Source organism: Pseudoduganella sp. (genome assembly GCF_041914865.1).
In the GTDB taxonomy this organism is placed as follows: Bacteria; Pseudomonadota; Gammaproteobacteria; order Burkholderiales; family Burkholderiaceae_D; genus Rugamonas.
In genome coordinates, this window is the sequence record NZ_JAYSCO010000022.1 from 1 (window position 1) to 23,970 (window position 23,970).

The following is a 23,970-nucleotide window of genomic DNA, read 5'->3' on the forward strand; positions in this document are numbered from 1 at the left end:
AAGATTTGTCCGATTGCCAGACCTGACCCCGAATTTTCAGTTCAGGCGCGAGAGGTGGCGCTGGACGGAGAGGAGGGCGCCGACCAGGCCGAGGCCGGCGGACACGGCCAGCAGGCCGGCCACGCCCAGCGGCTCGAGCGGCGCCAGCTGGAATTCGGAGGCGTACAGCCTTGCAAATTCAGCAATAGCGCGGTTCAGTGGCTGCAACGCCAGCGCCACCGCACCGAGGGCGACGCCGCCGGCGCACAGGCCGAGCAGGGCGCCGGTGTAATAGAAGGGGCGATGGATGAAGCTGTCGGTGGCGCCGATCAGCTTGGAGACCAGGATTTCTTCGCGCTGGGTCAGCACCTGCAGGCGGATGGTATTGAACACCACCGCCACCACCACCGTGCCCAGCGTGGCCGCCAGCAGCAGCAGGGCCAGGCGCAGCACGCCCAGCAGGGCGGCCAGGCGCTTGACCCAGGCCGAGTCCACCTGGACCGACTCCACGCCCGGCAGGGCGCGCATCTGCTCGGCAATAGCGTCGATCTGGCCGCTTTCGGCGGCGTTCTGGAAGGCGTTCAGCTTGATGACGTAGCTGTCCGGCAGCGGATTTTCGCCCAGGGTGGCCAGCACGTCGGACAGGCCGCTCTTGGCATGCAGCTGCTCCAGCGCCTTTTCGCGCGGGACGAAGATGATCTTGGCTTGCGGTGCGATGGTGCGCAGCGAGCCGGCCAGGCCGCTGGCTTGCTCGCGCGCGGTGTCGGCCTTCATGAAGACGCTGAGTTCGGGCTCGACCGCCATCTGTTCCGACATCGGGCGCACATTGTCGAGCAGGGTCACGCCCATGAAGGGCAGGGCCAGTGCGATCGCCACCACGAGGATATTGAACAGGAAGGAACCGGGGGCGCGGCGCACATGCACCAGCGCCGAGCCGAGGGCGAAGAGATGGTGGCGCAGCCAGGTGCTCATGCGGCCTCCTTCATCAGTTCGCCACGTTCCAGGTGGATCACGCGCGCTGCCGCGTCCAGGATCTGCTCATCGTGGGAGGAAATCAGGCACGTCACGCCGACCGAGTGGAAGGCGTGCAGGGCGTCGATCACTTTGGTCGCGCTGGCGCGGTCCAGGTTGGCGGTCGGCTCGTCGGCCAGGATGATCTGCGGGCGGTTGACGATGGCGCGCGCAATCGACACGCGCTGCTGCTCGCCGCCGGACAGGGCCAGCGGCTGGGCATCGGCCCGGTCCAGCAGGCCGACCTTGTCGAGCGCGGCCCGGGCGCGCTGCTCGGCGGTGCCGCGCGGCGAACCGGTCACCAGCAGCGGCATCATCACATTGGCCAGCACGGTGCGGTCGTTGAGCAGGCGCTGCTCCTGGAAGATCAGGCCCAGGTTGCGGCGCAGGAAGGGAATGCCGGCGCGTTTCAGGGCGCCGATGTCCTGGCCATTGACCAGCACCTTGCCCGACGTCGGCCGCTCCATGGCGGCGATCATCTTCAGCAGGGTCGATTTGCCGGCGCCGGACGGGCCAGCCAGGTAGACCAGCTCGCCTTTGGCAATGGTGAAGGACAGGTCGCGCAGCGCGATGCCGTCCGGGGAGTATTGTTTGCTGACGTGCTGGAATTCGATCATGTAGGCCGGAATTCGATCTTGTTAGGCGAGCAGGGCTTCAACAAATTCAGCCGCGTTGAACGGCTGCAGGTCTTCAATCTTTTCACCGATGCCAATGAAGTACACCGGCACCGGGCGCACGCGGGCGATGGCGGCCAGGATGCCGCCCTTGGCCGTACCGTCCAGCTTGGTAATGATCAGGCCGGACAGCTGCAGCGCGTCGTCGAAGGCTTTGACCTGGGCCAGGGCATTCTGGCCGGTATTGCCGTCAATCACCAGCAAGGTTTCGTGCGGCGCCCCTTCCAGGCCCTTGCCGATCACGCGCTTGACCTTTTTCAGCTCTTCCATCAGGTGCAGCTGGGTCGGCAGGCGGCCGGCGGTATCGATCATCACCACATTGGTGCCGCGCGCCTTGCCCGACTGCACGGCGTCGAAGGAGACGGCCGCCGGGTCGCCCGATTCCTGGGAAATCACGGTCACGTTATTGCGCTGGCCCCAGACCATCAGCTGCTCACGGGCGGCGGCGCGGAAGGTGTCGCCGGCGGCCAGCAGCACGGACTGGCCGTGCGCCTGCATATGCTTGGCCAGCTTGCCGATGGTGGTGGTCTTGCCGGCGCCGTTGACGCCGGAAATCATCATGACCAGCGGCTGGTGGCGGCCCAGCTCGAACGGTTTTTGCAGCGGGGCCAGCAGCTCGACCATCAGCTGTTTCAGCGCTTCCTTGACGGCGGCGGCATCCAGCAGCTTGTCTTCCTTGACCTTGCGCTTGAGGGCGTCGAGCAGGTACTGGGTGGCTTCCACGCCGGCGTCGGACATCAGCAGCGCCGCTTCCAGCTCGTCATACAGGTCGTCGTCGATCTTGGCGCCGACGAACAGGATCGACAGGTTGGCGGAAGTCTTCGACAAGCCGGCCTTCAGGCGGCTCATCCAGCTTTGTTTGGGTTCCGGCCGGGCGGCAGTCTCGACTTCAAAAGCCAGCGGTGCGGCAGGTTCGGCGGCAGCGGGGGCGGCAGGGGCAGGGGCGGCGGGCGCCGCTGCAGGCGCCGCTTCCGGCGCGACCGGTTTTTTCTTGAAAAAACTGAACATGGACAGGTTGGCAGAGGGTCCTTCAATCGAACCGCGTATTCTACCAGAGGCTAGGCAACGGTTTGCCGCTGGCGCTGGCGCCAATCGGCGACGGCCGCCGCAATGTCGGCCAGTTCGCACACCTTGACATAGGCGGGCGCCCGCTTGCGCAAGGCGGCGTTGCTGCCGCCGGCCCAGATTTCCACGTGTTCCGGCAGGCGGGCGCGCAGCTCGCGCAGGCTGTCGCTGACGTGGCGCGGGTTCATTGTGGTGGAGAAGGACAGGGCCACGATATCGGCCTGCATGGCACGCGCGCCGTCGACGATGTCCGGCAGCGGGGTTTGCACGCCAAGCGGGATGCAGTGTGCGCCGTCGGCGGCGAACATGGCTTCGGCCATCAGCAGGCCCAGGCCGTGGCGCTCCTGCGGCAGGGTGGTCAGCAGCACGCGCGGGCGCGGCGCGCCGTTGCTGTGGTTGACCTGCGGCACCGAGAAGACGGCGCCGCGCAGCACGATCTGCACCGATTCAGCGAATAAGTGCTCTTCAAATACCGCGAACTGGCCGCAAGCCCAGGCTTCGCCGACCTGGGTCGTGAGCGGGGCCACCAGGTCGATGACAAAGTTTTTCAGGCCCATGACCAGCATGGCCTGGGTCAGTTTGCGGCGGAACGCCTCCATCTGGTGGCTTTTGCACAGGTCCAGGCAGGCTTGCAGCTCGGGATGGGGGCGCGCCGGCTCGTTTTTCCGGCTGGTGCCCGATTTTTGCGCCAGGGCCTGCAGCTCCTCCGCCGTGAAGCCGATGACCTTGCCCGGACGATACCCCAGATCAATCAATCTCTTGATCAATCTCAATTTAATTACCTGTTCGCTTGGGTAGACTCGCTCCCCGAATGTGTCGCGTTCAGGGCGGGGAAAGTCGTAACGGCGCTCCCAGACCCGCAAGGTTTCTTTTGCCAGGCCGGTATCCCGCTCCACATCACTGATTGTGGATGGAACTGTTACAGAAATAGCACTCGTTTTCATACGCCTACAGCGCCCCCAGGTTGATACGCGAGCTGCATTCTAACGCTGAACTCTGGGACAAAGTTGCAGCTGAACTAAGGCTGTTTCACTCGGAAAGTGGGGTTCTACGCCGTTGTCCATGACACATGGTTTGCTCTTCCAGTTTAGGCTGCAAATGGGCCAAAAGTGTGAAGTGTGTCCTGAACAAAAAAGTTGAAAGATTGTTTAATCTTTACCCTAGGCAAGTGTGGTATTTGACGTCATCTTGCAATACGTATTACTACGTGCTTAGCAGGAAATATTGACTTCATATAGAATGTCTTGCAACCAATGCCGTAGAGCACTGGTGATCGATAACAAAGAAAAGGAAGAAGCACATCATGAAGAAGACCTTGATTTCCCTCGCCATCCTGGCTGCCTCTGGCACCGCTTACGCGCAATCCAACGTGACCATCTACGGCATCATGGATGCCGGTTTCGTGGGCGAGCGCGGCGGCAAGAACGGCAGCGTCAGCAAGTTGTCGGCCGGCGTAGCCAATGCTTCCCGTATCGGCTTCAAGGGCACTGAAGACCTGGGCGGCGGCCTGTCCGCTGTGTTCCAGCTGGAAACCGGCATCAAGGGCGATACCGGTGAGCTGGACGCCAACAACACCCTGTTCAACCGCCAGGCTTTCGTCGGCCTGTCCTCCAAGACCGCCGGTACCCTGACCCTGGGCCGCCAGTACACCCCATGGTATAACGCCTTCGTGCAAGTGGGCGACCCGTTCCAGGCTGGCCTGTCCGGCTCGGCGAAGAACCTGTTCCCATCGAACGGCATCAACGTGCGTAACTCCAACGCCGTGGTGTACAAGTCGCCTGACTTCAACGGCGTGCAGGCGGAACTGTTCTACGCTTTCGGCGAACAGAAAGGCAACTCGACCGGCCGCCAGATGGGCGCCTCGATCGGTTACCAGAACGGCCCGCTGAACGCGCGCCTGGCTTACAACTACCGTAACAACGATGCCGCTGCCGGCACCGTGGTGACCCAGCGCCAGAGCGGCCACAACAGCCTGCTGGCGGTGAACTATGACTTCAAGGTCGCCAAGGCTTACTTCATGTACGGTGCCAACCAGGGCCTGAACAGTGTTGCTTACCCAAGCGGCAGCGATACCGCTTACACCACTGCCCGCGTGCTGCCTTCGACCGACAGCAAGAACCTGCTGCTGGGCGCGACCGTGCCAGTGTCGGCGGCCGGCTCCCTGGTGGCGTCCTGGTCGTCGGTGGATGACAAGACTGCGCCTAACCACGATGCGGACCAGTACGCGATCGGTTACCTGCACTCGCTGTCCAAGCGCACCACCCTGTACACCTCGTACGGCAAGATCAAGAACAAGAACGGCGCCTCGTTCACCGTTGGCAACAACGCTGAATCCGGTTCCGGTGACACCGCCTACAACGTCGGCATCCGTCACACCTTCTGATAGCCGCCAGTTCCTGGTCAAAACGGCTGCCCCCTGGCAGCCGTTTTTTTTTACAATGCGCATATGAAGATTTCCCGCCTGCTCCTGCTCACCCTGGCCGCCACCCTGGCCAGCGCCCACGCCGCTGGCAAGCCCGCCAGCAAGCCGGCCGGTTTGCCGCGCTACGGCATGCTGGTCTATTCCGACCTGTGCGTCCATCAGGGCAGTGGCGAATACGGCGGCCAGCGCATCACCTTGCAGCGCTTCGCCGAGGTCGACACGGTGATCTACGAATACACGGCGGGCGGCCTGAGCTGGCCGCTGGTGGCGAGCGACGTCAATGTCGACCCGCGCGGCAAGATGATGTACTTCACCGTGCAGGAGGGCGAGGAGGAGCGCACCATCAGCGGCAAATTCTCGCCCGACGGCAATACCCTGACCCTGGATGGCGGCTACTGCGAGGACCAGTCGCAGCCGATGGTGCTGGCCAAGGTGCGCGATTTCAGCCGCCAGCCACGCACCTGCAAAGCGTGCCCCGCGCCGAAACGCTAGGCATGCTATAGATCGTAGCTGCCAGGATGGTGCTTTTCATCCCATCTGGTAACGATGACGCCGGCGATGGTTCCCCCTAGACCGGAAAGAAATGCGGACAGGAAAGAATCCGGGGCGAGAATTGCGGAAATAAGTGAAAGGACCAGGCCGCAGGTCAGCGCCATCATTGCGTGCAGCGTCCAGGCTGGCAGTAGTTGGGGACGCTTCGCAGGCGCCGCCTTGATGCGTGGTTGCAATAGAACCTTACGGCCGGCATAGAGGGCTGAGGCCGCTCGCTCGCTCGCAGTACTCGCATGCTGTAGCTCGGCAGGGGCGACCTCAAGTACGAGGATGTCGTCACTGGATGAGTCAAATGGTGAATCGCCGCTTTTAGCGTTATTCATATCCTTCCTCCCCGCGCAAGCAGCGCAGCTATCAATTTCCTCCGCCGGGGCGGTGTCCAGTTTGCTTTCACGCCGCGAGTATGCATCGAAGGAGCCGGACAGCAGTCTGAATGCCTATCACCATTGCTCCATATAGCCAGCCCATCGGATCAATTGCCGCCCGCCAAGCGAAGGGCGGCCCATTGTCCACCAGCTTGAAACACGCGCCGATAAGCAGGTAGAGTCCGCCTGCGCCGAATAGTGCCGCGATCCCCTCGATCAGTAACCATCGCAGTGGCTCATTCATCTTACCTGCCAGATGCTGTAAGGCGATGGGGGAAAATCGAAGGGCTGGCCGCGCGGTTGCTGGGCCAGCCCTGGTGCCAGAAGGGCGGGGTGCCTGGGCCTACTTGCCGGCGGCGATGGCTTGCTTGCGGATGGTGTCGAGCGTGGCGCCTGGGGTGATCAGGTTGCCGTCGTAGCGCAGCTCGATGATCGCCGGCAGCGACTGCTCGCGGGTGAAGGCGAGGGCGCGCTGCAGGGCCGGGCCGAACTCCTCGGTGGCCGACACGGTTTCGCCATGGCCGCCGAAGGCGCGCGCCACTGCCGCGAAGTCCGGGTTGTGCAGCGTGGTGCCGGACACGCGGCCCGGGTATTCGCGTTCCTGGTGCATGCGGATGGTGCCGAACATCTGGTTGTTGAACACGATGATGACCACGCCGGCCTTGTACTGCACGGCGGTGGCCAGCTCCTGGCCGTTCATCAGGTATTCGCCGTCGCCGGCGAAAGTCACCACGGTACGCGCCGGGGCGATGATCTTGGCGGCCACGCCGGACGGCACCGAGTAGCCCATGGCGCCGCTGGTCGGCGCCAGCTGGGTGCGCATGCCGCCGTATGGCCAGTAGCGGTGCGCCCAGGTGGCGTAGTTGCCGGCGCCGTTGGTGATGATGGTGTCGGCCGGGCACTGGGCCTTGAGCTGCTGCACCACCTGCCACAGGTTGAGCGGGGCGCCGTTGTCGGCGAACACGGTCGGCTCCTTCTGCCAGGCGTCGTACTCGGCGCGCGCCTGCGCCACGCTGTCGCGCCAGGCGCTGGCATCGACCGGTTCCATGGCGGCCAACATGGCGGCGGCCTGCGGCATGCCGGAGGCGATCATCAATTCACCCTGGTACACGCTGCCCAGTTCTTCCGGGCTGGCGTGGATGTGCACCAGGCGCTGCTGCGGCACCGGCGAGGCGATGATCGAGTAGCCGCTGGTGGTCATTTCGCCCAGGCGCGGGCCGATGGCGACCAGCACGTCGGCGTCTTTCACGCGCGCGGCCAGCTTCGGGTTGATGCCGATGCCGACGTCGCCGATGTAGTTCGGGTGCGCGTTGTCCAGCAGGTCCTGGAAGCGGAAGGCGCAGCCGACCGGCAGGTGGTTGGCTTCAGCCCAGCGCCGGATGTCGGCCGTGGCCTGCGCGTTCCAGCCGCCGCCGCCCAGCAGCACCAGCGGGCGCTTGGCTTCGGCCAGCATCTGGCGCAGTTGCGCGATCTGCGCGGCGGAAGGCGCGCCTTGCGACGGCACGTAGGCGCGCGTGTCGGCCACGCTGGCCTTGGTGGTCAGCATGTCTTCCGGCAGGGCCAGCACCACCGGGCCGGGGCGGCCGCTGGTGGCGACCTGGAAGGCGCGCGCGATGTATTCCGGGATGCGGTCGGCGCGGTCGATCTGGGCCACCCACTTGGCCATCTGGCCGAACATGCGGCGGTAGTCGACTTCCTGGAAGGCTTCGCGGTCCATGAAATCGCTGCCGACCTGGCCGATGAACAGGATCATCGGGGTCGAATCCTGGAAGGCGGTATGCACGCCGATCGAGGCATTGGTGGCGCCCGGGCCGCGCGTGACGAAGCAGATGCCCGGCTTGCCGGTCATCTTGCCGTAGGCGTCGGCCATGAAGGCGGCGCCGCCCTCCTGGCGGTTGATGATGAAGCGGATGCCGGATTCGTGCAGGGCATCCAGCACGTCCAGGTAGCTTTCGCCCGGCACGCCAAAGGCGGTGTCGGTGCCGTGGACTTTCAGCGCATCGACCAGGATCTGGCCGCCGGAACGAGGGTTTTGCGTCATGGTACTTGCCTTCTTATACATGGATTTGGCATTCTATGCCTGCTCTAGGGAAATAGCTTTCCGATTTGCGACGCGAGATTTGGTAAAATACCGCCCGAAGCAAGCCAGACAGCCGCTGGCCGAGGTAGCAATACCGAGGCGGGAGGAAGGTCCGGACTCCATAGAGCAGGGTGACGGTTAACGGCCGTCCGCCGTGAGGCGAGGAATAGGGCCACAGAGACGAGCGTATTAAGTTACGGTGAAACGCGGTAACCTCCACCTGGTGCAATTTCAAATAGGCACGCGATGATGTTGCTCGCGGAGCGTGCGGGTAGAAAGCTTGAGCGGCGGAGTAATCCGTCGCCTAGAGGAATGGCTGTCATAGCGCCGACCGCAAGGAAGGCGCCGTAACAAAATCCGGCCTATCGGCTTGCTTCAACGAATTTTAGAGAGATGACCCAATACATCCTCGCCCTGGACCAGGGCACCACCAGTTCACGCGCCATCCTGTTCGACCACGAAGGCAACATCGCAGGATGCGCGGCGCAGGAATTTCCCCAGCATTTCCCCCAGCCCGGCTGGGTCGAGCACGATCCGAACGAGATCTGGAACAGCCAGATCACCGTCGCGCGCAAAGTCCTGCACGAGCAGCACGTCGACCCCAAGCAGGTGCGCGCCATCGGCATCGCCAACCAGCGCGAAACCACGGTGGTGTGGGACCGCAAGACCGGCGAGCCGATCGCGCCGGCCATCGTGTGGCAGGACCGCCGCACCGCCGGCTACTGCGAAGAGCTGCGCGCGGCCGGCAAGGCAAAACTGATCTGCGATGCGACCGGCCTGGAGCTGGACGCCTACTTCTCCGCCACCAAGGTCAAATGGATCCTGGACCACGTCCCGGGCGCGCGCGAGCGGGCGCGCAAGGGCGCGCTGTGCTTCGGCACCATCGACTCCTGGCTGGCCTGGAAGCTGTGCGGCGTGCACGTGACCGACGTCTCGAACGCCTCGCGCACCATGCTGTTCAACATCCACCTGATGCGCTGGGATTCCGACCTGCTGCACCTGTTCGACATCCCGGAGGAAATGCTGCCGCAGGTGGTGTCTTCCAGCGAGGAAGTCGGCACCACGCGCGAAGCCCTGTTCGGCCACGCGATTCCTGTGGCCGGCATCGCCGGCGACCAGCAGGCGGCTACCTTCGGCCAGGCCTGCCACCAGCCCGGCATGGTGAAGAACACCTACGGCACCGGATGCTTCATGCTGATGCACGCCGGGCGCCACCCGCGCACCTCGCACAACCGCCTGCTGTCCACGGTCGGCTGGCGCGTCGACGGCGAGACCGATTACATGCTGGAAGGCTCGGTCTTCATGGGCGGCGCCACCGTGCAGTGGCTGCGCGACGGGCTGGGCATCATCCAGCAATCGAGCGATGTGGAGGCGCTGGCCGCCAGCGTGCCCGATAGCGGCGGCGTGTTCCTGGTGCCGGCCTTTGTCGGCCTGGGCGCGCCGCACTGGGATCCTTACGCGCGCGGCACCATCGTCGGCCTGACGCGCGGCAGCAACAAGGCGCATATCGCGCGCGCCGCCGTGGAATCGATCGCCTACCAGAGCGCCGAGCTGCTGGCGGCGATGCAGAAGGACGCCGCCATGCCGGTGACCGAGGTGCGCGCCGACGGCGGCGCCGCCCGCAACGACATGCTGATGCAGTTCCAGTCCGACTTGCTGGGCGTGCCCGTGCTGCGTCCCAAGGTCACGGAAACCACCGCCCTGGGCGCCGCCTACCTGGCCGGCCTGGCGGTCGGCTTCTGGGAATCGCAGGAGGAAATCGCCACCCAATGGGCGTGCGAGCGCAAATTCACGCCCAACATGGGGGGTGACCAAAGGTCCGAGTTGCTGGCAAAATGGAATCGCGCCACAGAGCGCGCCAAAGCTTGGGAGACACCTTTATGATGGACCGTCCTTGGAATGTGGAACTGGACGCGATCGAAAAACTGTTCGACGCGCTGACTGAAGTCGCCTTCTTCGTGAAGGACCGCGACGGCCGCTATGTGGCCGTCAACAACACGCTGGCGCGCCGCTGCGGCCTGCGCAACAAGTCCGATATCCTCGGCAAAACAGTGATGGACGTGCACCCGCGCCCCCTGGCCGCGGCCTACGAGGAGCAGGACCGGCAGGTGATCCAGGCCGGCGCCACCATCCACAAGCACCTGGAACTGCACCTGTACCCGAACCGCCGCCGCGGCTGGTGCCTGACCCACAAAACCCCGCTGCGCAACGAGCAGGGCGAGATTGTCGGCCTGGTCGGCACCTCGCAGGACCTTGGTCTGGTGGACGAGCAGCACCCGGTGTACCGCCAGGTGGCGCGCATCGCCGAGCGCATCCGCGAGAACTTCCACCAGCAGCTCAACCTGAACGAACTGGCGCGCGAGGAGGGCCTGTCGCTGGCGCGCGTGGAGCGCCTGTTCCAGAAGGTTTTCCATTACAGCCCGCGCCAGCTGCTGCTGCAATCGCGCCTGGAAGGGGCGCTGGCCCTGATCGAGGCGCACCCGGGGCGCAGCATCGCCGACATCGCGCGCGAGTGCGGCTATACCGACCACAGCGCATTCAGCCGCCAGTTCAAGGCCATGACCGGCTACACCCCGAGCCAGTTCCGCAACGGTTCGCGCCCGCCACCTGTGGCTTTTTCGCCCGTCGCCTGTGCCGTTCACGTGGCCTGAAGCGGCGAAATCACCCTAACGCCGCGCACGCTTGAATGTGCGCCACTCCTCCTCGTTAGCATGGGCTCTCCCATCAAACAGAGGTTAACAAGAGGAGTGGAGACATGATGTTGAAAACTATCGGTGTGGCAGCCTTGCTGCTCGCCGCGCAAGCCCATGCGGACAGCGGCGACAAGCTGCACCAGGCGCCGGCCCCGCACCAGCGCCAGACCCTGCCGCCGTCGGCCGAGCAAACCAAGTACGACCTGGCGCCGTCGCGCAAGCCGCGCAACGACCTGATGCCGCGCCAGATGAAGTCCAGCATGAAAGCCATGGCCGCCACGCCGGCGTGTTCCAACATGAACACGCTGGCCAGCTACAGCGGCGCCGCCCTGGCCGAATACATTGCCACGCTGCCGGACTACGAGTGTACCTATCCGCTGTTCTCGGTGGCCAACCCGCTGGCGACGAACATCTATTCCGCCGCCAATGTTAGCGCTGTCACGGCCCGCCTGCAGAGCGAAGCGGCCAGCTACAACGCCAGCAATATGAAGCTGGTCAACCTGGTGCTGTACCTGCGCGCCGGCTACTACCAGGCCAGCGGCGGCAGCATCCCGGCGCTGACCGAAAGCGTGCGCGCGCCGCTGCGCACGACGCTGCATAGCCTGGTGCAGGGCAGCCCGCTGTATGCCGACAACCCGTCGGCCTACACCACGGCCAACGAGGTGTGGAAGCTGGTCACCAATATGAACGACGAGGTGCAGTTCCTGCCGGACGCGCGCGCCACGGTGGAGCGCTTCACCGTGCGTCCCTCCGCCCCCAACGCCGCCGAGCCGCTCAAGCAGTACAGCGCCGGCGGCGGCATGACCGGTGCGCTGACGGTGCTCTTCCGCGCGCACACCATGCCCAATGTCGGCACGGCCATGTCGAACGACATTTCCTATGCCAACGCGCTGAATGCCTTCATCACCAATAGCAAGGCGGCCCTGATCAACACCAATGCCAGCGCCCACCTGGTCGATGCTTCCAATGAAGCTTTCCGCTTCATGCAGTATTCCGCGCTCAAGCCGCAGGTCAAGCCAATGGTGCAGAACGTGCTGAACACCAGCACCATGCTGGGCAACGACCAGGGCATGTGGCTGGCGGCAGCGGCGGCGGTCAAGTGGTACGACAACGAAAACTGCGCGCAGTACGGCGTTTGCAACTACGAGGAGCAGCTGGCCGCAGCCGTGCTGAAGACTACGCATAACTGCAGCCCGACACTGCGCCTGCGCGCGCAGGACGTAACGCCGGCCCAGGTACAGGAAATCTGTTCCGCGCTGGCGGCGGAGGAGGGCTACTTCCATACCATGCTGCAGACCAACCGCAACCCGGTCGCGCATGACAACAACACCGCGCTGGAACTGGTGGTGTTCGACGACTACGCCAACTACAACAAATACGCCGGCCTGCTGTACGACATCCCGACCGACAACGGTGGCATGTACCTGGAAGGCAATCCGGCGCAGGCAGGCAACCAGGCCCGCTTCATCGCGCACGAAGCGTCGTGGCTGCGCCCGACCTTCAAGGTCTGGAACCTGGAGCACGAATACGTGCACTACCTGGACGGCCGCTTCAATATGTACGGCGACTTCGGTGCGTCCACCTCGGTGCCGACCGTCTGGTGGATCGAAGGCATCGGCGAATACCTCTCGCTGAAGAACAACAACCAGCCGGCGATCGACATGGCGCGCACCCGCAAATACCGCCTGAGCGACATCTTCGGCAACACCTACCAGATGTCGGACTACTCGGACCGCGCCTATCGCTGGGGCTACATGGCGACCCGCTTCATGATGGAGCGCCACCGCGCCGACGTGGACCAGGCGCTGGCCAGCTTCCGCGTGGGCGACTACAGCCGCTACAACGACTTCATGCGCAGCATCGGCACCCGCTACGACAATGAATTCGCCGCCTGGGCCGATACCGCCACCACCGCCGGCGAGCCGCCGCTGCCGGACAACGTCTCCAGCCTGCCGTCCTGCACCGGCCAGTCCTCGCCCACCTACCTGGGCAAGAACTGCGCGATCCGCAATATCGCCTCCGGCAGCAAGACCTACGCTTACCTGCACCTGATGGTGCCGGTCGGCGCCAAGAACGTGAAGATCATGAGCACGGGCGGCAGCGGCAATATGGACATGTACGTGGCGCTGGACCGCTACCCCAGCACCGGCTCCTACGACTACGCCTCCGCCAATGCCGGCAACAGCGAAAGCATCAGCATCCCGGCGCCGGCCGGCAACCGCTGGTACTACATCGCACTGCACGCCAAGCAGCCGTTCGCCGGCGTCACGGTTGGCGTGACTTACGACTAAGGAGCGAGCGAAGCCGTATAATATAGGCAAGCAGCGGTAACACTATTTGTCTATACAAGTTGCCGCCCAGCACCCTGGGCGGCATGTTTTTTTCAGAGGGTCCCGATCGCGCGCAAAGCGTGGCAGGCAGTAATTCTTCCCATCCCACCGGGTCTGCGGCATTTGTTGCTATTTAGCTAAATGGCCGTTGTCTTCAGGCAACCAAACGACGATTTCGAAATTTATTTTTAGGCACTTTTCCCCCGTTTGGTGCGTCCTGCACGTGAAGTAGCACTTTCACTATCTTTCATAAGTATTTAATTTCTCGAAGCTTTTTATCTCAGCTACTTCTCAAGGAATGGCGCTAAGTCCTTAATTTCATTGGACAATTCGGTCTTTTCGTCGGGGAAATTCGCTTGACCGCCCTGTAAGCATCCTCTAAAGTGGGCGATAGTGTGAAAAAGTGTAGTTTTGTGGGATTTTTTAGATAAGGTAAACCGTGTTCCAAGGCGCGTCCGCGATCACTCTCGATGCGAAAGGCAGGATGTCCATCCCCGCCAAGCATCGTGACGCACTGATGATCCAGTGCGAAGGACGCCTCACGCTTACCAAGCACCCGGACGGCTGCCTCTTGATGTACCCGCGCCATGTCTGGGAAGCCAAACGCGACCAGATCGCCGCCTGGCCGATGTCGGCCCGCGGCTGGCAGCGTATCCTGCTGGGCAATGCCGCCGACGTGGAAATGGATTCCGCCGGCCGCATCCTGGTGGCGCCCGAGCTGCGCGAGGCCGTCGGCCTGGGCCGCGAGGTCGTGCTGTCCGGCATGCTGACCCACTTTGAAATCTGGGACCCGGTCAAGCGCGCCCAGAACGAGCAAGCCACCATCGAGGTGGGCATGCCCGATACCCTGTCCGATTTCTCCTTCTGAGGCCGACTTTAAATGACGACGACCTCGGTGCCAGAATTCCAGCATCGTACGGTGCTGTTAGATGAAGCGGTGGATGCGCTCGACCTGGGAGGCGCGCGCGCCAACGGTATTTATATAGACGGCACGTTTGGCCGCGGCGGCCACTCGCGCCTGATCCTGTCGCGCCTGGGCCCGGACGCGCGCCTGATCGCCTTCGACAAAGACCCGCAAGCTATCGCCAACGCCGAGACCATCGGCGATGCGCGTTTCACCATCGTGCATGACAGCTTCGCCACCATGGCGGATGCGCTGGCCGAACGCGGCATTCCCGCCGTGGACGGCATTTTGATGGACCTTGGCATCTCGTCGCCGCAAGTGGACGACGCGGCGCGCGGGTTCAGCTTCCGCAACGATGGCCCGCTCGACATGCGCATGGATACCACGCGCGGCATCTCCGCTGCCGAGTGGCTGGCCACGGAATCAGAAAAAACACTGGAAAAGGTGATAAGGGAATATGGGGAAGAACGGTTTGCTTTTCAGATTGCAAAGGCGATTGTTGCTCGCCGGGCAGTCGAACCAATTTCAAGCACACGACAGCTTGCCGGTATCGTGGCAGGCGCGGTCAAGACTCGCGAAAAGGGCAAGGACCCTGCGACCCGCACCTTTCAGGCTATCCGGATTTTCGTCAATAAAGAGCTTGAGGACCTCGAATCGGCCCTGAGCCAGGCCTTCCACGCCCTGAAGCCGGGCGGCATCCTGGCCATCATCAGCTTCCACTCGCTGGAAGACCGCATGGTCAAGCAGTTCCTGGCCTCCAAGGCCAAGGTGGAGCAGCCTGACCGGCGCCTGCCGATCAAGGCGGCCGACCTGCCGCAGCCGGAACTGAAGCTGCTGGGCCGGGTCAAGCCGTCCGACCAGGAGGTCGAGGACAACCCGCGCGCGCGCTCGGCCGTGATGCGCGTGGCCATGCGCCTGCCCGCCAGCGGAGGCGCGCCATGAGCAACAAGATCAATATCGTGCTGACGGCGCTGCTGGTCGCTTGCGGCCTGTCGGTCGTTAACGCCCAGTACCGCGCGCGCCACCTGTTCGTCGACAAGGAACGCGCGGAAGCGCAGGCGCGCCAGCTCGACATCGAGTGGGCGCAGCTGCAGCTGGACCAGTCGACCCTGGGCAAGCACGCCCGTATCGAGGAAATCGCGCGCCGTGAACTGAACATGACCCAGCTCACGCCGAACCGCACCCAATACCTGACGGAGGGCGGCCAATGATGCGCGCCAGCGGCGGTAACGGAACGGCCCGCGTGGCACGCTCGCAGGGCGTGTCCTTCTCCAAGAGCCCGGTGCTCGCGGTGCGCCTGCCGACCTGGCGCTCGCGCGTGGTGCTGTTCGTGCTGTTCGTCGCCTTCGCGGCGCTGGCGGCGCGCGCCGTCTGGCTGCAGGGCACCTCGAGCCAGTCGCAGTTCCTGCAGGAGCAGGGCGCCAACCGCTACCAGCGCACGCAGGAACTGCCGGCCATCCGCGGCAAGATCACCGACCGCAACGGCCAGGTGCTGGCCACCTCGATCCCGGTGCGCGCCATCTGGGCCTCGCCGGACGACCTGAAGGCGGCGCCCAAGGACAAGCTGCGCGCCCTGGCCGGCCTGCTGGAAATGAGCGAGGCCGAGCTGCTCAAGAAGCTCGACTCCGACCGCAACCTGGTCTACCTGAAGCGCCAGGTCGAGGTGGAAACCGCCGACAAGATCAAGGCGCTCGACCTGGACGGCATGGACATCCGCCCCGAATACAAGCGCTTCTACCCGCAGGGCGAAGTCATGACCCACCTGGTCGGCTTCACCAACGTGGACGACAAGGGCCAGGAATCGATGGAGCTGGCGCAGCAGGCCAACCTGGTCGGCCGCCCCGGCTCGCGCCGCGTGATCAAGGATGGCCGCGGCCGCGTGGTGGAAGACATCGGCGGCAAGGTCGAGCCGCACAACGGCAAGGATGTGACCCTGTCGGTCGACAGCAAGATCCAGTACATCGCCTACACCCAGCTGAAACAGGCGGTCGAGCATTTTGGCGCCAAGGCCGGCGGCGCCGTGGTGCTGGACGTGCACACCGGCGAAGTGCTGGCGCTGGCCAACTACCCGAGCTACGACCCGAACGACCGCCGCAACCTGACCGGCGCGCAGCTGCGCAACCGCGTCATGACCGACTCCTTCGAGCCGGGTTCGACCCTGAAGCCGATCACCGTGGCGCTGGCGCTGGACACCGGCCGCGTCAAGCCGTCCACCCTGATCGATACCGGCAATGGCCGCTACACCATCGCCGACCGCACCATCACCGACACCAAGGCGCATGGCGTGATCGACGTGGCCAAGATCATCGAGACCTCGTCCAACATCGGCACTTCGAAAATAGCGCTGAGCATGCCGGCGCAGGAGATGTGGGAGATGTTCACCAAGGTCGGCTTCGGCCAGCAGCCGAAGTGGGGTTTCCCGGGCGCGGTCGCGGGGCGGGTGCGGCCATACAAGTCATGGCGGCCGATCGAGCAGGCGACCATGAGCTACGGTAACGGCATCTCGGTGTCGGTGATCCAGCTGGCCCGCTCCTACATGATGTTTGCCCGGAATGGTGACACCATTCCTTTGTCGTTTGAGAAGGTCGACAAATTGCCGCAAGGCCAGCAGATCATCAAGCCGCAAACCGCCGCGCAGATGCGCGAGATGCTGGAGGCGGTCGTGTCGGGCAAGGAAGGCACCGCCAAGAAGGCCCAGATCCCGGGCTACCGCGTGGGCGGCAAGACCGGCACCGCCTACAAGGTGGAGAACGGCCGCTATGCGATTCCACGCAAGTACATCGGTTCCTTCGTCGGCATGGTGCCGATGTCGGCGCCGCGTTTTGTCATCGCAGTCATGATCGACGAACCGACCCAGAACGGCCACTACGGCGGCTCGGTCGCAGCACCAACTTTCGCGGCTGTCGCAATCAACGCATTGCGCGCCTCCAATGTGCCTCCAGACTCCAACGTCACCGAAATCGTGGTGCCGGCGGACACCGGACCGGAGGCCATGTAAATGACCACGATGACCCACCAAGACATTATCAGCTGGATGCGCGCCGCCGCTCCGACCGCGCAACTGGCCTCGGATTCGCGCCGCATCAAGGCAGGCGACATTTTCTTCGCCTATCCGGGCGACGCCAGGGACGGCCGCACCTTCATCGCCACAGCGATCGAGAACGGCGCCGCTGCCGTGGTATACGACGACACCGGTTATGCCTGGGACGCCGCGCACGCTGTGCCGCACCTGGCCGTGCCTGGCCTGAAAAAGCAGGCCGGGCCGATCGCGCACGCCTGGTACGGCCAGCCCGACGCCAGCATGTTCACCGTGGCCGTCACCGGCACCAACGGCAAGACGTCGTGCGCGGTATGGACCGGCCAGGCGCTGGCCAAGGTCGGCGAAAGCGCCGCCGTGATCGGCACCCTGGGCGTGGGCATGTTCCGCGCGCGCGGCGAAGTGGAATTCGACGAAACCGGCTACACCACGCCGGACGCCGTCCTGCTGGCGCGCAAGCTGCAGGAAGTGCGCGCCGACGGCGCCGCGGCGCTGGCCATCGAAGCCTCGTCCATCGGCCTGCACCAGGGCCGCCTCGACGGCATGCATTTCGACGTGGCGATTTTCACCAACCTGACGCGCGACCACCTGGACTACCACGGCGACCTGGAAAACTACGAAGCCGCCAAGACCATCCTGTTCGACTGGCCCGGCCTGAAGCACGCCGTGGTCAACCTGGACGACCCGATGGGGCAGCGCCTGGTGGCGCACATCAAGGCGAAGAAGGGCGCGCGCCCGGCCATCATCGGCTACACGCTGAAAGACGCCAAGGCGCAGCCGAACGTGCAGGGCATCTCGATGCTGCGCGCCAGCGCGCTGCGCAGCCGCAACCTGGGCACGGAATTCAACCTGGACTCGACCTTCGGCCACGCGCATGTGCGCACCCAGCTGGTCGGCCCGTTCAACGTCAGCAATGCGCTGGCCGTGCTGGCCGCGCTGCTGGCCAAGGGCATCGCCTTCCGCACCGCCATCGACGGCATCGAATCGCTGCAGCCGGCCCCGGGCCGCATGCAGCAGATCGGCGGCCAGGAAGCGCCGATGGTGGTGATCGATTACGCGCACACGCCGGACGCGCTGGAAAAGACGCTGGAAGCGCTGCGCTCGGTGGCGGCCGACCGCGGCGGCCACCTGTGGTGCGTGTTCGGCTGCGGCGGCGACCGCGACCCGGGCAAGCGCCCGCAGATGGGCAGGATCGCGCAGATGGCCGAGCATGTGCTGGTCACCAGCGACAACCCGCGCAGCGAGGACCCGGCCGAGATCATCCGCCAGATCGTGGCGGGCATGGATCCGGACCATCCGAACTCGGAGTTCATGACGGTGGAAGACCGCGCCGCCGCGATCCTGTCGGCCGTGCGCAATGCCGGCAAGGCCGACGTGATCCTGCTGGCAGGGAAGGGCCATGAGCCGTACCAGGAAATCAAGGGCCGCAAGATGCCGTTCTCGGACGCCGAGCACGCGCAGCTGGCATTGTCGGCACGCCTGACCATGATGAGGCCGCACTGATGCGCAGCACGCTCGCCCACATCCTGCCGGCGCTGACCGGCGCCCACCTGCACCATGGCGTGCTGACCAACGACGCCGCGCTGGGGCTGGAGTTCGACGGCGTGTCGACCGACACCCGCACCGTCGGTGCCGGCCAGCTCTTCGTCGCCCTGCGCGGCGAAGTGTTCGACGCGCACGACTTCCTGCCGCAGATCGTTGGCAGCGCCGTGGCCGCCGTGGTGGTGGAAAAGCTGCCGCAGGGCTGGACCCTGCCGGCCATCGTGGTGCCGGACACCCTGGTGGCGCTGGGGCAGATCGCCAATTACTGGCGCCGCCAGTTCGCGCTGCCGCTGATCGGCGTGACCGGTTCCAACGGCAAGACCACCGTCAAGGAAATGATCGCCGCCATCCTGGCCGCCGCCCACGGCGAAGAGGGCCGCCTGGCGACGCGCGGCAACCTGAACAACGAGATCGGCGTGCCGCTCACGCTGTTCCGCCTCGACGCATCGCACCGCTCCGCCGTGGTGGAGCTGGGCATGAACCATCCGGGCGAGATCGGCCGCCTGGCAGCGATTGCCGCGCCCACCATCGGCATGGTCAACAACGCCCAGCGCGAGCACCAGGAATTCATGCACACCGTGGAAGCGGTGGCGCGCGAGAACGGCAGCGTGCTGGCCGCCTTGCCGGGCGACGGCGTAGCCGTATTCCCGCACGGCGACGAGTTCACCCCGGTCTGGCGCGAGATGTCGGTCGGCCGCCGCGCGCTGACCTTCGGCCTGGACGCCGCCGCCAATGTCAGCTGCACCTACAGCGCCGGCGACTTCGGCGCCGAGCTGGCCGTGACCATCCATCCGGCGCCGGCTTCGTCCGAAGGCGCCGCCGCCTCGTTCGCCACGCCGGACGCCGTGCCGCGCCACTTCAGCGTGTCGCTGCAGGCCGCCGGCGAGCACAATGTGCGCAACGCGCTGGCCGCCATCGCCTGCACCTACGCCGCCGGCATCGACACCTCCACCATCCGCACCGGCCTGGAGGCATTCGCGCCGGTGAATGGCCGCCTGCAGAAAAAGCAGGCCGCCAACGGCGCGCTGCTGATCGACGACACCTACAACGCCAACCCGGACTCCGTGCGCGCCGCCATCGACGTGCTGGCCAAGGCCAAAGCGCCGCGCGTGCTGGTGCTGGGCGACATGGGGGAGGTCGGCACCCAGGGCAAGGAGTTCCACGAGGAAGTCGCCGCCTACGCCGCCTCGAAAGGCATCGAACACTTCTTCGCCACCGGCACGCTGGCCGCCCATATGGCGCCGCACGCCGAGCACCACCAGGAATTCGACGCGCTGCTGCAAGCCGTAACGGCCGCAGCAACGCCGGATGCAACCGTATTGATCAAGGGCTCCCGCTTCATGAAAATGGAACGGGTCGTGCAGCATTTGATTGGATCGCAACACGTAACAAAGGAAACACACTAATCATGCTGCTCTGGCTTGCACAAATCCTGCAGGACGACATCGGGGCTTTCCGCCTCTTTAACTACATCACCTTCCGCGCCGTGATGGCCACCATCACGGCCCTGCTGATCGGCCTGATCGCCGGTCCCGCCGTGATCCGCAAACTGACCGTCATGAAGTACGGCCAGGCGGTGCGCACCGACGGCCCGCAGACCCACCTGAAAAAGCACGGCACCCCGACCATGGGCGGCGTGCTGCTGCTGATCGCCGTCGGCATCGCCACCATCCTGTGGTGCGACTGGTCGAACCGCCTGATCTGGCCGGTCATCGTGGTGACCATGGGCTTCGGCGCGGTGGGCTGGGTGGACGACTACCGCAAGGTGGTGCGCCAGGACCCGGAGGGCATGCGCTCGGCCGAGAAATACTTCTGGCAGTCGCTGGTCGGCATCGCCGCCGCGCTGTACCTGGCGTTCTCGGTGTCGGCGCCGACCCCGGCCCAGGTGTTCGAGCTGTTCTTCCAGTGGGTGCAGTCGGGCTTCTCGATGGACCTGCCGCCCAAGGCCGACCTGATCGTGCCGTTCTTTAAGACCATCAGCTACCCGCTCGGCGTGTGGGGCTTCATCGCGCTGACCTACTGCGTGATCGTCGGCACCTCGAACGCGGTCAACTTCACCGACGGCCTGGACGGCCTGGCCATCATGCCGACCGTGATGGTCGGCTCCGCGCTCGGCCTGTTCGCCTACCTGACCGGCTCCGCCACGTACTCGAAGTACCTGTTCATCCCGCACATCCCGGGCGCCGGCGAGCTGATCATCTTCTGCGGCGCGATGGCGGGCGCCGGCCTGGCCTTCCTGTGGTACAACGCGCACCCGGCGCAAGTGTTCATGGGCGACGTCGGCGCGCTGGCGCTGGGCGGCGCGCTCGGCACGATCGCCGTGATCGTGCGCCAGGAAATCGTCCTGTTCATCATGGGCGGCATCTTCGTGGCGGAGACGCTGTCGGTGATCATCCAGGTGGGCTGGTTCAAGTTCACCAAGAAGCGCTACGGCGTCGGCCGCCGCGTGTTCCTGATGGCGCCTCTGCACCACCACTTTGAACAGAAAGGTTGGAAAGAGACCCAGGTCGTCGTGCGCTTCTGGATTATCACGATGATGCTGGTCCTGGTTGGCCTGTCCACTCTGAAGCTGCGCTGATGATCTATAACGGCAAAATTGCACTGGTACTGGGGCTCGGCGAATCGGGCCTGGCGATGGCGCACTGGCTGGCGCGCTGCGGCGCGCTGCTGCGCGTGGCCGACACGCGTCCGGTGCCGGAGCGCCTGCCGCTGCTGCGCGAGCAGCTGCCCGGCACCCAGTTCATCGCCGGCCCGTTCAACGCGGCCCTGCTGGACGGCGTCGACTTCGTGTGCGCCAGCCCGGGCCTGGGTCCGAACAAGGAGCTGGCCGAGATCATCCCGGCGGCCGCCGCCAAAGGCATCCCGGTCTGGGGCGAGATCGAAATTTTCGCCCAGGCCCTGAAGTGGCTGAAGGACGAGCGCGCCTACGCGCCGAAAGTCATCGCCATCACCGGCACCAACGGCAAGACCACCGTCACCAGCCTGACCGGCCAGCTGTGCGAGCGCGCCGGCCTGTCGGTGCGCGTGGCCGGCAATATCAGCCCCGCCGCGCTGGACGTGCTGCGCGAAGTGATGGACCGACCGGACGCCGATGCGGAGCTGCCGCAAGCCTGGGTGCTCGAGCTGTCCAGCTTCCAGCTGCATACCACCTACAGCCTGAACGCCGACGCCGCCACCGTGCTGAACCTGACCCAGGACCACCTGGACTGGCACGGCAGCATGCAGGCCTACGCCGACGACAAGCAGCGCATCTTCGGCGAGGACACCGTGCGCGTGCTGAACCGCGACGACAAGTGGACCATGGCCATGGCCAACCCGACCGGCGAGAACGTCACCTTCGGCACCGACGCGCCGGAACTGGCGCACAGCTTCGGCCTGGTCAACGAGCGCGGCGTGTACTGGCTGGCCACCGCCGAGCCGACCGACGACGCCGAGCCGCCCAAGCGCCGCAAGAAGAACGACCCGCCGCCACCGCCGGTGGAGTGCTATACCAAGAAACTGATGCCGGCCGACGCGCTGCAGATCCGCGGCACGCACAATGCCTCCAACGCGCTGGCGGCGCTGGCCCTGTGCCGCGCCATCGGCCTGCCGTTCGCGCCGCTGCTGCACGGCCTGCGCGAATACAAGGGCCAGCCGCACCGCGTGGAGCTGGTGGCGACGATCGACGGCGTCGACTACTACGACGACTCGAAAGGCACCAACGTCGGCGCCACCGTGGCTGCGCTGGTCGGCCTGGGCCAATCCTTTGGCGGCAGCGAACAGAAGCTGGTGGTGATCGCCGGCGGCGACGGCAAGGGACAGGAGTTCGATCCGCTGGCCGACCCGGTGCGCCGCTTCGTGCGCGCCGTGGTGCTGATCGGGCGCGACGCGCCGGCCATCCGCAGCGCGCTGGAACCGACCGGCGTCAAGCTGGAAGACTGCGCCACGCTGGAGGAAGCCACCAGGCGTGCCGCCGCGCTGGCCCATGGCGGCGACGCCGTGCTGCTGTCGCCGGCCTGCGCCAGCCTGGATATGTTCAAGAACTACGCGCACCGCGCGCAGGTGTTCATCGACACCGTGCGTGACATCGCGCTCGACGCGGGGCAGGAGATCTGATGGCATTCCAGCTTCCATTCCGCTTCACTGGCTCCGAGGCTCCGGCACCGCTGGACAGCCGCGCGCGCCATTCGAAGATGATGGAATACGACCAGCCGCTGGTCTGGTGCGTGCTGCTGCTCATGCTGTTCGGCATGGTGATGGTGTATTCGGCCTCCATCGCGCTGCCTGATTCGCCCAAGTTCGCCAACTACAAGAACCACTTCTTCGTGCAGCGCCAGGCCGTCTTCATCGGCATCGCCATCGTGGCCGCAGCGGTGGCCTTCCGCGTGCGGGTGGAGGACTGGCAGAAGGCCGCGCCTTACCTGTTCATCGGCACCCTGGTGGCCCTGGTGCTGGTGCTGATCCCGGGCCTGGGCGTGAACGTGAACGGTGGCCGCCGCTGGCTCTCGCTCAAGGTGTTCCAGTTCCAGCCGTCCGAGCTGATGAAACTGTTCATCGTGCTGTACGCCGCCGACTACACCGTGCGCAAGCAGGAATACATGCACCGCCTGTCCAAGGGCTTCTTCCCGATGGCGCTGGCGGTGGCCTTCGTCGGCCTCTTGCTGCTGCTGGAACCGGACCTGGGCGCCTTCGGCGTGATCGTCTGCATTGCCATGGGCATCCTGTTCCTGGGCGGCGTGAACGCGGTCTGGTTCGGCGGCATCGCCGGCATGCTGGTGACGATCTTCGTGGCCATCATCATGCTGTCGCCGTTCCGCCGCGCGCGCCTGTTCGCCTACCTGAATCCGTGGGAAGAAGAGAATGCGCTCAACAAGTCCTACCAGCTGACCCACTCGCTGATCGCCTTCGGCCGCGGCGAGCTGACCGGCGTCGGCCTGGGCGCCAGCGTGGAAAAGCTGCACTACCTGCCGGAAGCGCACACCGACTTCCTGCTGGCGGTGATCGGCGAAGAGCTGGGCATGGTCGGCGTGCTGATCACGATCGGCATGTTCTACTGGATCGTCAAGCGCGCTTTCGACATCGGCCGCCAGGCCATTGCCATCGACCAGACCTTCGCCGGCCTGGCTGCGAAGGGCATCGGCATCTGGATCGGCATCCAGACCTTTATCAATATGGGCGTGAACCTCGGCCTGCTGCCGACCAAGGGCCTGACCCTGCCGCTGATGAGCTACGGCGGCACCGGCATCATCATCAACTGCGTCGGCCTGGCCATCCTGCTGCGCATCGACTACGAAAACCGCCAGCTGATGCGGGGAGGGCGCGTATGAGCAAGCGCCT

At 65.0% G+C, this 23,970-nt stretch carries 20 protein-coding genes and 1 other RNA gene; 15 read left to right on the forward strand and 6 right to left on the reverse strand.

All coding sequences use genetic code 11. The features are described from left to right. Positions 1 to 36: 36 nt before the first annotated feature. Genes ftsX through ACE3TQ_RS12420 form a run of 4 tightly spaced genes read right to left on the reverse strand, consistent with a single transcriptional unit; the run spans position 37 to position 3,673 of the window. Positions 37 to 951 (reverse strand): permease-like cell division protein FtsX, encoded by a 915-nt coding sequence (gene ftsX / locus ACE3TQ_RS12405; RefSeq protein WP_374582516.1) that lies wholly within the window; start codon positions 949 to 951, stop codon positions 37 to 39. Next, positions 948 to 1,607, reverse strand: a complete 660-nt coding sequence (locus tag ACE3TQ_RS12410) for a cell division ATP-binding protein FtsE (protein WP_374582517.1) — start codon at positions 1,605 to 1,607, stop codon at positions 948 to 950. Before ACE3TQ_RS12410 ends, ftsX begins: the two co-directional genes overlap by 4 nt. Positions 1,608 to 1,628: 21 nt before the next feature. Next, positions 1,629 to 2,672, reverse strand: coding sequence for a signal recognition particle-docking protein FtsY (gene ftsY / locus ACE3TQ_RS12415; RefSeq protein WP_374582518.1), 1,044 nt, complete (start codon positions 2,670 to 2,672; stop codon positions 1,629 to 1,631). Between the two features lie 50 nt (positions 2,673 to 2,722). Continuing rightward, positions 2,723 to 3,673 carry a MerR family transcriptional regulator gene (locus tag ACE3TQ_RS12420; RefSeq protein ID WP_374582519.1) on the reverse strand — a complete coding sequence of 317 codons (951 nt, stop codon included), beginning with the start codon at positions 3,671 to 3,673 and terminating at the stop codon, positions 2,723 to 2,725. A gap of 359 nt (positions 3,674 to 4,032) precedes the next feature. On the opposite strand from ACE3TQ_RS12420, the gene ACE3TQ_RS12425 reads away from it, so the two are divergent. Together ACE3TQ_RS12425 and ACE3TQ_RS12430 are read left to right on the forward strand one after the other, a co-directional pair. Next, positions 4,033 to 5,112: a porin gene (locus ACE3TQ_RS12425; RefSeq protein WP_374582520.1), complete on the forward strand. Its 1,080-nt coding sequence runs from the start codon at positions 4,033 to 4,035 to the stop codon at positions 5,110 to 5,112. A 63-nt stretch (positions 5,113 to 5,175) separates the two neighbouring features. Beyond that, the gene (locus ACE3TQ_RS12430; RefSeq protein WP_374582522.1) at positions 5,176 to 5,643 is read left to right on the forward strand and encodes a hypothetical protein; all 468 of its coding nucleotides are present in this window, start codon (positions 5,176 to 5,178) and stop codon (positions 5,641 to 5,643) included. A gap of 5 nt (positions 5,644 to 5,648) precedes the next feature. Here the strand turns inward: ACE3TQ_RS12430 and ACE3TQ_RS12435 are convergent, their stop codons facing one another. Together ACE3TQ_RS12435 and ACE3TQ_RS12440 are read right to left on the reverse strand one after the other, a co-directional pair. Beyond that, the gene (locus ACE3TQ_RS12435) at positions 5,649 to 6,026 is read right to left on the reverse strand and encodes a hypothetical protein (RefSeq protein ID WP_374582523.1); all 378 of its coding nucleotides are present in this window, start codon (positions 6,024 to 6,026) and stop codon (positions 5,649 to 5,651) included. A gap of 385 nt (positions 6,027 to 6,411) precedes the next feature. Next, positions 6,412 to 8,109 carry a thiamine pyrophosphate-binding protein gene (locus ACE3TQ_RS12440; RefSeq protein WP_374582524.1) on the reverse strand — a complete coding sequence of 566 codons (1,698 nt, stop codon included), beginning with the start codon at positions 8,107 to 8,109 and terminating at the stop codon, positions 6,412 to 6,414. A gap of 96 nt (positions 8,110 to 8,205) precedes the next feature. On the opposite strand from ACE3TQ_RS12440, the gene rnpB reads away from it, so the two are divergent. The 13 genes from rnpB (at position 8,206) to ftsW (ending at position 23,960) form a co-directional block, all read left to right on the forward strand. Then, positions 8,206 to 8,529, forward strand: an RNA gene (rnpB, locus tag ACE3TQ_RS12445) — RNase P RNA component class A. Between the two features lie 12 nt (positions 8,530 to 8,541). Next, complete coding sequence (gene glpK, locus ACE3TQ_RS12450; protein ID WP_374582525.1) at positions 8,542 to 10,032, forward strand: glycerol kinase GlpK; 1,491 nt, start codon at positions 8,542 to 8,544, stop codon at positions 10,030 to 10,032. Then, a complete protein-coding gene (locus ACE3TQ_RS12455; RefSeq protein ID WP_374582526.1) occupies positions 10,029 to 10,799 on the forward strand; it encodes a PAS domain-containing protein in 771 nt (256 codons plus the stop codon). The genes glpK and ACE3TQ_RS12455 overlap by 4 nt, the downstream gene beginning before the upstream one ends. 104 nt (positions 10,800 to 10,903) lie before the next feature. After that, entirely contained in the window at positions 10,904 to 13,132 is a 2,229-nt protein-coding gene (locus ACE3TQ_RS12460) for a collagenase (RefSeq protein WP_374582527.1), read from the forward strand. Positions 13,133 to 13,610: 478 nt separating this feature from the next. Further along, positions 13,611 to 14,039 carry a division/cell wall cluster transcriptional repressor MraZ gene (mraZ, locus tag ACE3TQ_RS12465; protein ID WP_374582528.1) on the forward strand — a complete coding sequence of 143 codons (429 nt, stop codon included), beginning with the start codon at positions 13,611 to 13,613 and terminating at the stop codon, positions 14,037 to 14,039. 12 nt (positions 14,040 to 14,051) lie between these two features. Further along, the gene (gene rsmH / locus ACE3TQ_RS12470) at positions 14,052 to 15,017 is read left to right on the forward strand and encodes a 16S rRNA (cytosine(1402)-N(4))-methyltransferase RsmH (RefSeq protein ID WP_374582530.1); all 966 of its coding nucleotides are present in this window, start codon (positions 14,052 to 14,054) and stop codon (positions 15,015 to 15,017) included. Beyond that, positions 15,014 to 15,286 carry a cell division protein FtsL gene (ftsL, locus tag ACE3TQ_RS12475; protein ID WP_374582532.1) on the forward strand — a complete coding sequence of 91 codons (273 nt, stop codon included), beginning with the start codon at positions 15,014 to 15,016 and terminating at the stop codon, positions 15,284 to 15,286. The genes rsmH and ftsL overlap by 4 nt, the downstream gene beginning before the upstream one ends. Then, positions 15,283 to 17,073, forward strand: coding sequence for a peptidoglycan D,D-transpeptidase FtsI family protein (locus tag ACE3TQ_RS12480; protein ID WP_374582533.1), 1,791 nt, complete (start codon positions 15,283 to 15,285; stop codon positions 17,071 to 17,073). The genes ftsL and ACE3TQ_RS12480 overlap by 4 nt, the downstream gene beginning before the upstream one ends. After that, positions 17,074 to 18,615 carry a UDP-N-acetylmuramoyl-L-alanyl-D-glutamate--2,6-diaminopimelate ligase gene (locus ACE3TQ_RS12485; RefSeq protein WP_374582534.1) on the forward strand — a complete coding sequence of 514 codons (1,542 nt, stop codon included), beginning with the start codon at positions 17,074 to 17,076 and terminating at the stop codon, positions 18,613 to 18,615. It begins immediately after the preceding gene. Then, a complete protein-coding gene (murF, locus tag ACE3TQ_RS12490) occupies positions 18,615 to 20,060 on the forward strand; it encodes a UDP-N-acetylmuramoyl-tripeptide--D-alanyl-D-alanine ligase (protein WP_374582535.1) in 1,446 nt (481 codons plus the stop codon). Before ACE3TQ_RS12485 ends, murF begins: the two co-directional genes overlap by 1 nt. A gap of 2 nt (positions 20,061 to 20,062) precedes the next feature. Beyond that, a complete protein-coding gene (gene mraY / locus ACE3TQ_RS12495) occupies positions 20,063 to 21,232 on the forward strand; it encodes a phospho-N-acetylmuramoyl-pentapeptide-transferase (protein WP_161026430.1) in 1,170 nt (389 codons plus the stop codon). Then, a complete protein-coding gene (gene murD / locus ACE3TQ_RS12500) occupies positions 21,232 to 22,749 on the forward strand; it encodes a UDP-N-acetylmuramoyl-L-alanine--D-glutamate ligase (RefSeq protein WP_374582537.1) in 1,518 nt (505 codons plus the stop codon). Before mraY ends, murD begins: the two co-directional genes overlap by 1 nt. Then, positions 22,749 to 23,960 (forward strand): putative lipid II flippase FtsW, encoded by a 1,212-nt coding sequence (ftsW, locus tag ACE3TQ_RS12505; RefSeq protein WP_374582538.1) that lies wholly within the window; start codon positions 22,749 to 22,751, stop codon positions 23,958 to 23,960. Before murD ends, ftsW begins: the two co-directional genes overlap by 1 nt. Positions 23,961 to 23,970: the final 10 nt, after the last annotated feature.